General features: G+C 63.9%; 9 protein-coding genes. 5 read left to right on the top strand and 4 right to left on the bottom strand.

Annotation, left to right across the window (positions count from 1 at the left end; all coding sequences use genetic code 11):
- Positions 1-207: 207 nt before the first annotated feature.
- Genes hemC through KHO30_RS32225 form a run of 3 tightly spaced genes read left to right on the top strand, consistent with a single transcriptional unit; the run spans position 208 to position 4,426 of the window.
- Complete coding sequence (gene hemC / locus KHO30_RS32235) at positions 208-1,212, top strand: hydroxymethylbilane synthase (RefSeq protein WP_200620205.1); 1,005 nt, start codon at positions 208-210, stop codon at positions 1,210-1,212.
- Positions 1,212-3,233 (top strand): fused uroporphyrinogen-III synthase HemD/membrane protein HemX, encoded by a 2,022-nt coding sequence (gene hemDX, locus KHO30_RS32230; RefSeq protein ID WP_211703350.1) that lies wholly within the window; start codon positions 1,212-1,214, stop codon positions 3,231-3,233. Before hemC ends, hemDX begins: the two co-directional genes overlap by 1 nt.
- A 2-nt stretch (positions 3,234-3,235) precedes the next feature.
- Positions 3,236-4,426, top strand: a complete 1,191-nt coding sequence (locus KHO30_RS32225) for a heme biosynthesis protein HemY (protein WP_211703349.1) — start codon at positions 3,236-3,238, stop codon at positions 4,424-4,426.
- 177 nt (positions 4,427-4,603) lie between these two features.
- Here KHO30_RS32225 and KHO30_RS32220 read toward each other — a convergent pair whose 3' ends face one another.
- The 3 genes from KHO30_RS32220 to KHO30_RS32210 form a co-directional block, all read right to left on the bottom strand.
- A complete protein-coding gene (locus KHO30_RS32220) occupies positions 4,604-5,923 on the bottom strand; it encodes an MFS transporter (protein WP_211703348.1) in 1,320 nt (439 codons plus the stop codon).
- An 84-nt stretch (positions 5,924-6,007) separates the two neighbouring features.
- On the bottom strand, positions 6,008-6,766 hold the full coding sequence (locus KHO30_RS32215; RefSeq protein WP_093643867.1) for an SDR family oxidoreductase: 759 nt from the start codon (positions 6,764-6,766) through the stop codon (positions 6,008-6,010).
- A 79-nt stretch (positions 6,767-6,845) separates the two neighbouring features.
- On the bottom strand, positions 6,846-8,285 hold the full coding sequence (locus KHO30_RS32210) for an aldehyde dehydrogenase family protein (RefSeq protein WP_200650748.1): 1,440 nt from the start codon (positions 8,283-8,285) through the stop codon (positions 6,846-6,848).
- A gap of 265 nt (positions 8,286-8,550) precedes the next feature.
- Here KHO30_RS32210 and ppa point away from each other — a divergent pair, with 265 nt between their 5' ends.
- Positions 8,551-9,078: an inorganic diphosphatase gene (ppa, locus tag KHO30_RS32205; RefSeq protein WP_093643862.1), complete on the top strand. Its 528-nt coding sequence runs from the start codon at positions 8,551-8,553 to the stop codon at positions 9,076-9,078.
- Between the two features lie 299 nt (positions 9,079-9,377).
- Entirely contained in the window at positions 9,378-11,483 is a 2,106-nt protein-coding gene (locus KHO30_RS32200) for an FUSC family protein (protein ID WP_211703347.1), read from the top strand.
- Here KHO30_RS32200 and KHO30_RS32195 read toward each other — a convergent pair.
- The gene (locus KHO30_RS32195; RefSeq protein WP_211703346.1) at positions 11,480-11,800 is read right to left on the bottom strand and encodes a GIY-YIG nuclease family protein; all 321 of its coding nucleotides are present in this window, start codon (positions 11,798-11,800) and stop codon (positions 11,480-11,482) included. The genes KHO30_RS32200 and KHO30_RS32195 overlap by 4 nt on opposite strands.
- Between the last annotated feature and the right edge of the window lie 4 nt (positions 11,801-11,804).

Here is an 11,804-nt window from a genome sequence, read left to right as displayed (position 1 = left end):
TTGCGCCGCATTGCATCATCCCGCATGCCGCGCCCCGGTGCGCGAACGACCGTGCTTGAACAGGCTGGGATGAGGCAGGCGTGCGCTCTACGAGGCCCGTCTCCTCCATCGATACCGCGCTAGCACGGCGCTCCGCTGTGCCTTGAGACACAAGGGCGCGTGCTAACATTGATTGTTATTACATCCCGTCATTCGATCAGCAAGCTAATGAACACCGAGACGTTTTCTACGCCACCCCACACGCTTGTGATTGCGTCGCGAGAAAGCCGCCTTGCCATGTGGCAGGCGGAGCATGTGCGATGTGCGCTGCACAAATTATATCCATCTTGTGACGTAAAAATCCTCGGAATGACGACACGTGGGGATCAAATTCTCGACCGCACTTTGTCGAAGGTTGGTGGTAAGGGCCTCTTCGTCAAGGAACTGGAAGCGGCGCTGGCCGACGGCCGCGCCGACCTGGCCGTGCACTCGCTCAAAGACGTGCCCATGGAGCTGCCCGCGGGCTTTGCGCTCTCCACCATCATGGAGCGCGAAGATCCGCGCGACGCGCTGGTGTCGAACGAGTACGACTCGCTTGCCGCGCTGCCGGCCGGTGCGGTGGTCGGCACCTCCAGCCTGCGCCGCGAGGCGATGCTGCGCATGCGTTATCCGCACCTGGTGGTGCGGCCGTTGCGCGGCAATCTGGACACCCGTCTGTCGAAACTCGATCGCGGCGACTATGCGGCGATCATTCTGGCGGCTGCCGGTTTGAAGCGTTTGGGTCTGGGCGAGCGCATCCGCGCGAATCTGGATCCGGAAGACAGCTTGCCCGCAGCCGGTCAGGGCGCGCTCGGCATCGAGATTCGCGCCGATCGCGCGGACCTCGCGGCATGGCTCGCCCCCTTGCATCACGAACATACGGCAGCGGCCGTCGAAGCAGAGCGGATGGTCTCGCGCGCCTTGGGCGGCAGCTGCGAAGTGCCGCTCGCGGCCTATGCACACTGGCACGACGGCGCGCTGCATCTGCGCGGCATCGTCGCTACGCCTGATGGCCAGCGTGTGTTGAGCGCGCAGGCATCGGCGCCGGCGCCCACGGTCGAACGCGCGGTGGCGCTCGGCAAGGAAGTGGCGGACGCGCTCGAGCAGCAAGGTGCGATGGAAATCGTCCGCGCGTTGAGCACGGCCAGCGGCCCCGCCGCCGGGTCGGCGGACAGCGCGGCGACCGGCGAGTGATGGCGGCCGATATCCCGGGCAACGCATCCTCATCCGTCGACAAGGCGGCGTTCACGGTCGTGATTACGCGACCGGCCGGTCAGTCGAACGAATTAATCGCGCAACTCGCGGCAGCGGGCGTTGCCGTGCTCGACTTTCCGCTGATCGACATCGCGCCTGTCACTGACGAAGCGCCGTTGCGCGCAGCGCTGGCCTCTCTGGAACGCTATGCACTGGTGGTGTTCGTCTCGCCCAACGCGGTCGATCACGCGTTTGCCAGGAGCGATGCGATCTGGCCGCACGCGCTGCCGATCGGCGTAGTCGGACCTGGCAGCGTGCAGGCGCTGGCGCGCCACGGCGTCGCGGCGCCGGCTTACACGATCATCAGCCCGCCGTCCGTAGCCGAAGACGATACGGCGCGCTTCGATTCCGAAGGCCTGTTCGCGGCGATCGATACCGCGCTCGGCGCGACGAGCCTCGAAGGCAAGCGCGTCCTGATCGTGCGTGGCGACGGCGGCCGCGAATGGCTTGCTGACCGCTTGCGCGAAGCGGGCGCCGAAGTCGAAACGGTCGCGGCCTATCGCCGTCTCGTGCCGGAACCGTCGATCGGCGGCTGGGCGCGCGTGCACGCGCTGCTAGCCGGCGCGCCGCACGCCTGGCTGCTCACCAGTTCGGAGGGCGTGCGCAACCTGCACGAACTCGCGCAGGAGCATCTGACCGCCGACGAAATCACGCAACTGAAGCACGCCAATCTGGTCACGCCGCATCCCCGTATCGCGCAGACCGCGCGGGCATTGGGTTTTGATAGCATTACGGTGTCCGGTGCGGGCGATGAGCGTATTGCCCGCGCCTTGCTTGCCGCCGTCCCGACCGTTGTTCAACCGGTACCGTCCAACCCGGCTCATTCACCGGCTAAATCACGCATGACTGAAACGAACGCATCCACGAACGCTTCACCCCAGCCGGCCGCAACCACTGCGTTGCCGCCGAATCCACCCTTCACGCCCTACGAAGCGCAGGAAAAGCGCCGCAGCGCGAGCGGACCGCTGCTGTGGTTTGTCGTCGTGATCATTGCTTGTGCGGCGGGGGTGGGCGGCTATGCGCTCAATCGCAAGGTGGAGCGCACCGAGCAACAGCTCGTGCAACGCCAGCAGGCGAACGACGCGCAGACCAACGACTTGCGCGTCAAGACCGATCAGGCGCTGGCCACGGTGCATCAGTCCGACTCGCAGGTCGCGCAACTCGAAGGCAAGCTTGCGGATGCGCAGACCGCGCAGCAGGCGCTGCAACAGCAATACTCCGATCTCGCCCGCAATCGCGACGACTGGACGATGGCCGAGGTCGGCCAGATGCTGTCGGCCGCGAGCCAGCAATTGCAGCTCACCGGCAATACGCAGCTTGCGTTGTTCGCGCTGCAAAGCGCGGACACGCGTCTCGCCGCGTCGGATAGCCCGCAGGCCGTGACCGTACGCAAGGCAATCGCGCAAGACATCGACAAGCTGAAGGCCGCGCCGTCCACGGATCTGACCGGTATGGCGATCAAGCTCGACAACGCGATCGACCAGGTCGACAGCCTGCCGCTTTCCGGCGAAGCCCCGATTGCTCACGCAACGCCGAAGGCCGCCACCTGGGCCGACACGGCGAAGGTGGCCGCGGCCACCGGCGAGCCGCGCTGGAAAGTGTGGTGGCGTGAAGTCACAACCGGCATCGGCCAGCAGCTCAGCAGCCTCGTGCAGGTGCGCCGAATCGATAACGCCGACGCCATGCTCGTCACGCCCGATCAAGGCTATTTCGTGCGCGAGAATCTGAAGCTGCGTTTGCTGTCGGCGCGGCTCGCGCTGCTCTCGCGCAACCAGACCACGCTGAAGTCCGACCTGCAGGCGGCGCAGGCTGCGCTCACGCGTTACTTCGACAATACGTCGAAGAAAACGCAGACCGTGGTCGATCTGGTCAAGCAGGTGGATGCGGGTTCGGCCGCGGTTGAACTGCCGACTCTGAACACCAGCCTGCAGGCCGTCAATCAATACCGGAGCCGAGGTTAATCATGGCAATCCGGGGACTTCTATGGCTCGCGCTGCTGTTCGCCATCGCCGTGGTGCTGGCGGTGGTTGGACGCTTCGACATGGGGCAGGTGCTGCTGGTCTATCCGCCGTACCGCGTCGACATCTCGCTGAATCTGTTCGTGGTCGGGCTGGTGGTGCTGTTCATCCTGATGTACGCGCTTCTGCGCATCGTTCGCAATATCTGGCGCATGCCGCAGCGCGTGGCGGCCTACCGTGCGCGCTCGCGTGTCGCGAAGGCGCACGCCGCGCTGCGTGACGCAATCGGCAATCTGTACGCCGGGCGTTTCTCGCGCGCTGAAAAAGCAGCGAAAGATTCGCTCACGAATGGCGACAACAAGGGCGCGGCCGGTTTGATCGCGGCCACCGCGGCGCACCGCATGCGTGAATATGCACGGCGCGACGAATGGCTCGCCCAGATCGACGAAGCCGACTGGCAGGACGCTCGCCTGATGGCCACCGCGGACATGCGTGCCGACGGGCGCGACGCGGACGGTGCACTCGCCGCGCTGACTGAAATGCAGTCGCAGGGCGCACGGCGGATCCACGCGCAGCAGATCACGTTGCGTGCGCAACAGCAATTGAAGAACTGGGGCGAAGTGCTCAAGCTCGTCAAGACACTGGAAAAACGCGAGGCGATCCATCCTGCTGTGGCGGTGCGTTTGCGCCAGCTCGCGGCGGAAAACCTGCTGCGCGACCGGCGTCATAACGCCGATGCGCTGCTGGAGTTGTGGAATTCGCTGTCGGCTACGGAACGTCATTCGCCGCGTCTCGCCGATCTCGCCGCCGAACTGCTGGTAGCGCTGAATCGTCCGCAGGAAGCCCGCAAGATCGTGGAAGAAGCGCTGGCGCAGAACTGGGACGCGCGTCTGCTGCGCCGTTATCCGGACACGACCGGCGGCGACGCGTTGCCGCTGATCCAGAAGGCCGAAGGCTGGCAGAAGGATCGCCCGGAAGACGCGGACTTGATGTTCGCATTGGGCCGTTTGTGCCTGCATCAGCAGTTGTGGGGCAAGGCGCAATCGTTCCTCGAGCGCGCGCTGAAACTTGCCGACAACGAGACGCTGAAAATTCGTTCGCATCGCGCGTTGGCGCGTTTGCATGAACAGATTGGCGATTCCGCCAAGGCGAGCGAGCATTATCGCGAGAGTGCGCTGGCGATGAATATCGTTTGATGCGTTGAGCGCTGCAGCGAGCAGTTGAGACGCGCCGCAGTAGACGCACATGAAAAAGCCCCGGCATTGGAAGATGCCGGGGCTTTTTCTTTGAAGCGTGGCGCGTTACGCGTAACTCAACACTGTTGGCGGCGGTTGCTGCGTTACGTCGTCCGCGAGATCGCTGGTCGGCCGCGCTTACTTATTGACCATCTTCGCCGGCACACTGATCGCCAGCAGACCGCCGAGGATCATGAACGCCGCCAGCATATACATGCCGGAGTCATTCGCGGCAGTCGCCTGCTTCAGCCAGCCGACCGCATACGGGCTGAGAAAGCCTGCGAGATTGCCGATCGAATTGATCATCGCGATGCCGGCGGCCGCGCCGGTGCCGGCGAGGATTGCCGTCGGCAAACTCCAGAACAGCGGCAGCGTGGTGAGGATGCCCATGGTTGCGAGCGTGAGCGAGGCCATCGCCAGCACCGTGTTGTGCGCCCACACCACGGAGAGCACGAGGCCGATCGCCCCGGCGAAGGCCGGCAAGGCGATATGCCAGCGCCGCTCGCGTTTGCGGTCCGCGCTGCGCGACACAAATACCATCGCGACCACCGCCGCGGCAAACGGAATCGCCGACAGGATGCCGATCATGAACGCATCCGTCACGCCGGTCGCCTTGATGATGGTTGGCAGCCAGAAGCTCACGCCATAGAGGCCCATCACGAACGAGAAGTACGTGAGGCTCAGCATCAGCACGCGGCCGCTCGAGAGCACCTGGCGTATCGGCATATCGTGTTTGGTCGCTTCTTCAGCCGACACCTGGCGCTCGAGCAGTTCCTTCTCTTCCGCCGTGAGCCACTTCGCCTTCGCAACGCGGTCGTCGAGCATCACGAACACCAGAACTCCGACGATCACCGACGGAATCCCTTCGAGCAGAAACAGCCACTGCCAGCCGTGCCAGCCGTTCATGCCGTTGAAGCTCTTCAGGATATAGCCCGACACCGGGCCGCCGATCACGCCGGACAATGCGATTGCCGTCATGAACCAGGTGGTCATGCGGCCACGGCGGTGCGCCGGATACCAGTACGTGAGATACAGGATGATGCCGGGGAAGAAACCCGCTTCGGCGAGACCGAGCAGGAAGCGCATCACGTAGAACATGGCCGGCGTGGTGACGAACATGGTCAGCATTGAGATCACGCCCCACGACACCATGATTCGCGCGATCCACACCCGCGCACCCACTTTGTGCAGGATCACGTTGCTCGGAATTTCGAAGATGAAATAGCCGACGAAGAAAATCCCCGCACCGAAACCATAGACCGCGTCGCTCAAGCCCAGGTCGGTAGTCATCTGCAGCTTGGCGAAGCCGACGTTGACGCGGTCGAGATACGCGACCACGTAGCAGAGCATCAGGAGCGGCGCGAGCCGCCAGCTGACCTTGCGGTAGGTCGCCTCCTCGAACGTGGAAGGTGGCGCCCCCGCGCCGGGATGGTGGAGCGGATTTGCAGGACTAGCCATGGTGTCTCCTTTTTTCTTGTGGAAATGAAGTACCGCCGTCGATCGCGATTCTAGCCGTGCTGGACGGTTTGCCTGACATGGCGTTTACACGCAGCGCCCGCCGTCCACTTCGAGGCACACACCAGTGATGAACTCGGCCTCGTCCGAAGCGAGATAGAGCGCCGCGTTGGCGATATCCTGCGGCGTCGAAAAACGCCCGAGCGGAATGCCGGCGAGAAAGCGCTTGCGATTCTCTGGCGTATCTTCGACGCCCATGAATTCGGTCAGCAGCGCCGTCTCACCCATCACAGGGTTCACGCAGTTCACCCGAATGCGGTCCGGGCCCAGTTCGACGGCGAGCGACTTGCTGGCGATGATCACCGCGCCCTTGCTGCCGTTGTACCAGATGAGGCCCGGCCGTGGCCGCACACCGGCCGTCGACGCGATATTGATGAAAACGCCTCCGCCTTGCTGGCGGAAATACGGCACGAATTCCTGCACGCTCCAGTAGATGCTTTTGACGTTCACCGCATAGACGCGGTCGAACTCGGCTTCCGTCACGTCGAGCACCGGTTTGTTGCGATGCGTGGTGCCGGCGTTGTTGACGACGATCTGCACGCTGCCGAAGTCTTCGAGCGCGGCCTCGCGCAGTTTTTGCCAGTCTTCCCGTTGCGTGACGTTGCCGGCCACCGCGATCGCCTTGCCGCCGGCGATGGCGATTTCGCTCGCCACACGTTCAGCCGCGGCGCCGTTCAGATCGTTGACCACCACGTTCGCGCCTTCGCGCGCATAGGTCTTCGCGATGCCTTCGCCGAAACCCGAGCCGCCACCCGTGACGATGGCCGTTTTACCTGTCAACCGCATGATGTCTCCGTTGTTTGTTGTGGATGGTGATGCTTTGACTAACTTCGCTTCGAACTCAATTGCATGAACTCATGCCTGCCTAGCCGTGACGAATCGCGATGGTTTTTAACACTGTGAAGCCATACAGCGCTTCGAAACCCTTTTCACGGCCATGGCCCGAATGCTTCACGCCGCCGAACGGCAATTCGACGCCGCCGCCCGCGCCATAGTTGTTGATGAACACCTGGCCGGAGCGCAGACGCCGCGCGAGGCGCATCTGCCGGGCGCCGTCGCGCGTCCAGATGCCTGCGACCAGGCCGTACTGCGTGCCATTGGCGAGCGAGAGCGCTTCGTCTTCGTCGGCGAACGACATCGCGGCGAGGACCGGGCCAAACACTTCGTCGCGCGCGAGACGGTGGCTTGCGGGCACGTCGCGCAGCAGGGTGGGCGCCTGATAGAAGCCGCTTTCGGGCGCTTCGGGGATGACCTCGCCGTGCGCCGCCATCGGGATGCCGTCGTGTTGAGCGTCGGAAAGGAAGTCCCACACGCGCTGTTGCTGCTTCGCATTGATCAGCGGACCGCAATCGAGATCGGCGTGCGACGGTCCGACCCGCAGCGCATGGAACGCGCTGCTCAGCCGGTCGAGCAAGGGCTCGTAAATCGCCCGGTCGATCAGCACGCGGCTGCCTGCCGAGCAGGTTTGCCCGGCGTTCTGCACGATCGCCGATACGAGCACGGGCAGCGCCGCGTCGAGATCCGCATCGGCGAACACGATTTGAGGCGATTTGCCGCCCAGTTCCAGCGTGACCGGCACGTGGTTCTCCGCGGCCATTTGCGTGACGAGCTTCCCAGTTTCGGGCGAGCCGGTGAATGAGATGTGATCGATGCCGGGATGACGCGCGAGCGCCGCGCCCGCTTCATGCCCGTAACCGGTGACGATATTCAGCGCGCCCGCGGGCAAACCCGCCTCGGCCGCCAGTTCGGCGACGCGCAAGACCGAGAGGCACGCGTCTTCCGCTGGTTTGACGACGCACGCATTGCCGGTGGCGAGCGCCGCGCCGACGCTGCGGCCGAAGATCTGCATCGGGTAGTTCCACGGCACGATGTGGCCGGTCACGCCATGCGGCTCGCGGATCGTCAGCACCGTGTAGCCGGCCTGATAGGGCAGCGTTTCGCCGTGCAGCTTGTCAGCCGCGCCGGCGTAAAACTCGAAATAGCGCGTGAGCGCAGCGGAATCGGCGCGCGCCTGTTTGAGCGGCTTGCCGGTGTCGCGGGCTTCGAGTTGGGCGAGTTCTTCCTGATGGACGGCCACCAGCATCGACAGCCGGTACAGCACGCGGCCGCGTTCCGCGGCGCTCGCTGCGCCCCATGCGCCTTCGAAGGCGCGGCGGGCGGCATGGACGGCGGCGTCGATATCCGCCGCGGTGCCGCGGGCCAGCCGGGTGAACGGCTGGCCGTCCGAGGGATCGAGCACGGCGATCGTTTCGCCGCCTGATGCAGCGGACCATTCGCCGCCGATGAAATGCCGGGCTTCTTCCATGCATGCTCCTTGAGGTGTCACCCAGCCATGATTCAAGCCGTGATTCGGGCCGAGGTCAGATACGCGGTGTTCACAAACGAGAGGCACAATCGAGCGACGCCAGACGATTATCGCGCCGATCCAACCAGAGGTGCCATCGGCCGATTGGCTATAATGGCGTATTCCGTACTGTCCGGCCGTAGCGCCTTGGGCTGGCGAGTTTCGCGCCGCTCGAGATCACGCGCCGCACGCCGTGTTCCGAATTCCATCTGATCAGAGAGCGCTCATGAGCTTCAATAACGTCCCCGCAGGCAAAGACCTTCCGCAAGATTTCAACGTCATCATCGAAATCCCGGCGCAAAGCGATCCGGTGAAGTACGAAGCTGACAAGGAAACGGGTCTGCTGCACGTCGACCGTTTCATCGGCACGGGCATGCGCTATCCGGCGAACTACGGCTACATTCCGCAAACGCTGTCGGGCGATGGCGATCCGGTCGACGTGCTGGTGATCACGCCGTTCCCGCTGCTGGCTGGCTCGGTGGTCCGCGCCCGCGCACTCGGCATGCTGCAAATGACTGACGAATCGGGCGTCGACGCCAAGCTGGTTGCCGTCGCGCACGACAAGGTCTGCCCGATGACCGCTGATCTCAAGTCGATCGACGACGTTCCGGCGTACCTGAAAGACCAGATCAAGCACTTCTTCGAGCAATACAAGGCGCTGGAAAAGGGCAAGTGGGTGAAGGTCGAGGGTTGGGCGGGCATCGAAGCCGCGCACAAGGAAATCACCGAAGGCGTGGCGAACTACAAGAAGTAAGCTGCGTTACATCGGTGCTTGATGAAAAAACCGCGTGAGCCTGCAAGGGCCACGCGGTTTTTTCATGGGCGGCGTTTTCAGGGATTCCGCGCCATGCGCAGCGGGTCTTGCAGTTAGTGCGCGTGTCTGGCCGGGCGTTGCAGCGCATAGACACAACGCATCGAATGAATGAACCGAATGCATTTTTATATATGAGTGTTAACCCTTATCATTCGGCGGCCGCGGCAGGTTTTCCACCGTCGGCGTATCAATGCGCTGAGGTAGCGCCAACGTGCGTTTTTTGGAAGCCCACCGTCCGGATGCTGAATCGCAAGTCCAACCCTTCGTCGTTGCGCTGGCCGAGCCGCCTGTATGCGAGCCTGTATGCGCTCGTCACCGCGATCTACCGCAAACGGCCGATATGGATGGTGTCGTTTTCGACGAGCGAGGCCAATCTGTCGGAAGGGCTGAGAGCTGCTTGCGCATCCACCGCCATGCTGGTGCTCGGCAATCTGCTGCACGACCCGGTATTTGCATGGGCTGCGATCGGCGCTTTCTGGACCTGTCTCGCGGATGCAGCCGGCTCGAATCGCGCGCGCTTCGCCTCGATGATGGGCTTCGCGCTGCTGTCCACCGTGTGCGGCGGCGTGACCGCCTTCGCGTCAGGCGAGGGGACGGTGTTCGCGGCGCTCGCCATTCTGATATTCACGACGCTCGGCGCGTTCGGCAGGATCTGGGGCGCCGCGACATCGCAGGTGACGATTCTAGCGGCGACCGCCTGCGTGGTGATGGTCGACCGGCCGATGCACAACGTTCGCGAAGGTGTGGCCTTTCTCGGCGTCTATCTGGCCGGATGCCTGTTCGCCGTCGTGCTGAGCTTGACCGTCTGGCGCATTCATCCGTTCGGCACAAGCCGCGCTTCGCTGCGTGCGGTGTATCTGCGTCTGGCTGATATCGCCTTGGACAGCGCGCGCCTGCTCGAAGCGCGCGCAGCGCCTGGCGAGTGGGCCACGCATGCCGCGAAATTTCGCGCCGATGCACGCGCTGCGCTGGAGCGCTCGCGCAAGGCGCTGGCGAACGTGCCTGGCTCACGAACGGCCGGCCGGGAAGACTACGACAATCTGCTCGCGCTCCTGACCGAGAGTGAAGCGCTCTTTGCGTACCTGATTGCGGTCACCGGCGCCTGCGAAAAAACCCCGCAAGACGCACGTCGCACCAGACGCGCGGCGCGGTTGCTGATCGGGCTGGGCGAGGTTCTGCGAAGAATCGGCGTGGCCAGCAACGAAGCCCAATGGAACCGTCTCGCCGACCTGCAACTCCGTTTGCGACGCCTGGCGCGGCGACTCGAATCCGCGCTGATGGAACCTGTGACATTGAAGTTCGATTTCGAACTGGTCGATTTCGCGCCGACAGCTGCTCATCCGCTCGGGTGGCAGGACAGTGCCGCCAGACTGCTGACGCGGACGTGGTCGACCCTCAAGGCAAACTTTTCCGTTCAGTCGGTCGGCTTGCGCCACGCTGCCCGCGTCGGCGTCACGACCACGGCGGGTTTTCTGGTCATCCGGGCGCTCGGGCTGCCCTTCGGCTATTGGGCAACCATGGCGACGCTGCTGATTCTGCAACCGTCTATTGCTGCGACCTGGCCACGGAGTATCGAGCGCGCTGCCGGGAGCATCGTCGGCGGCCTGCTGGCGGCCGTGATCGGCTATGCGATTCATTCGCCTCTCGGCATTTCACTGGCGGTGTTTCCGCTGGTGGTGGCCACCATGGCGCTGCGTCCCGTCAGCTACAGCCTCTTCGTACTTTTCCTGACACCGACCTTCGTGCTCGTGGCCGACTTCGCGACGCCCGGCGCCAGCGAATTCGCCTTCGCGTTGACGCGGCTCGGCAACAACGTGCTCGGTTGTGTATTGGCGCTGCTGGCGACGTTCTATCTGTGGCCGACGCGGGAAAAGGTCGACTATCGTGCCTATCTGAGCGACGCGGTGCGGGCCAATCTTGCGTATCTGAGGGCAGCATTGGAGTCGCCGGACCGAAGCGAGAAGGACATGGAACGCCTGCGCCGGGCCGCGGGTTTGGGCAGCAATAACGCCGAGGAGGCCATCGGCCGCATTCGCCTCGAAAAACTCGAGGACTCGATGGTCGACACGGTGACGCTGACGGTGCTGAGCGTGTTGCGAAAGATGGCGGGAACGGCGACGCAACTGCGCTTGAGTACGAACCGGCGCAGCATGCACGATGAACTCGGCGCGTGGATTGACACCACGAGTGCCGACATCGAGGCGGCTTTGAACCGGACGTTGCGGCCGATCCGGCACGACCTTCCTCCACGGGAGCGGTTGACGTCGCTGGAGGCGGACGCCGTGGGTGAAATCGCGCTGATGCATCGGCTGCTGACTGAGCGGATGCGTGAAGCGAGGGGTTAGGTGGAGGGCGGCTCGTCTGCGGCAACCGGCTCTGGCTCTGGTTCGGGCACGGGCAACACCGATTCGAGCGTACGCAGTCCCGCGCCTAGCGCACGCTTTTCGGCCGGCGGCAAACGCTTGACCCAATACTCGGCGCGCGAAGCGCTTGACCGGTCGGCCAACTCAAACGACACCAGCACCTGCACCGGTTTGCGCGAACGCGTATAGCGCGCGCCTTCACCGCTCACATGTTTGTCGAAGCGCGCCTGCACATCGGTGGCAATGCCGGTATAGACGCTGCCGTCCGAGCATTCGAGCAGATACAGAAACCACGCCATGGGT

Origin of the sequence: Paraburkholderia aspalathi (assembly GCF_905220735.1) — a bacterium.
Taxonomy (GTDB): domain Bacteria; phylum Pseudomonadota; class Gammaproteobacteria; order Burkholderiales; family Burkholderiaceae; genus Paraburkholderia; species Paraburkholderia aspalathi.
This window is presented reverse-complemented; position numbering and strand designations above follow the sequence as displayed.

Bases quoted from the DNA above. Each gene is read 5' to 3' on its own strand.
- hemC (WP_200620205.1), top strand. From the start codon at position 208: ATGAACACCGAGACGTTTTCTACGCCACCCCACACGCTTGTGATTGCG.
- hemDX (WP_211703350.1), top strand. From the start codon at position 1,212: ATGGCGGCCGATATCCCGGGCAACGCATCCTCATCCGTCGACAAGGCG.
- KHO30_RS32225 (WP_211703349.1), top strand. From the start codon at position 3,236: ATGGCAATCCGGGGACTTCTATGGCTCGCGCTGCTGTTCGCCATCGCC.
- KHO30_RS32220 (WP_211703348.1), bottom strand. From the start codon at position 5,923: ATGGCTAGTCCTGCAAATCCGCTCCACCATCCCGGCGCGGGGGCGCCA.
- KHO30_RS32215 (WP_093643867.1), bottom strand. From the start codon at position 6,766: ATGCGGTTGACAGGTAAAACGGCCATCGTCACGGGTGGCGGCTCGGGT.
- KHO30_RS32210 (WP_200650748.1), bottom strand. From the start codon at position 8,285: ATGGAAGAAGCCCGGCATTTCATCGGCGGCGAATGGTCCGCTGCATCA.
- ppa (WP_093643862.1), top strand. From the start codon at position 8,551: ATGAGCTTCAATAACGTCCCCGCAGGCAAAGACCTTCCGCAAGATTTC.
- KHO30_RS32200 (WP_211703347.1), top strand. From the start codon at position 9,378: ATGCTGAATCGCAAGTCCAACCCTTCGTCGTTGCGCTGGCCGAGCCGC.
- KHO30_RS32195 (WP_211703346.1), bottom strand. From the start codon at position 11,800: ATGGCGTGGTTTCTGTATCTGCTCGAATGCTCGGACGGCAGCGTCTAT.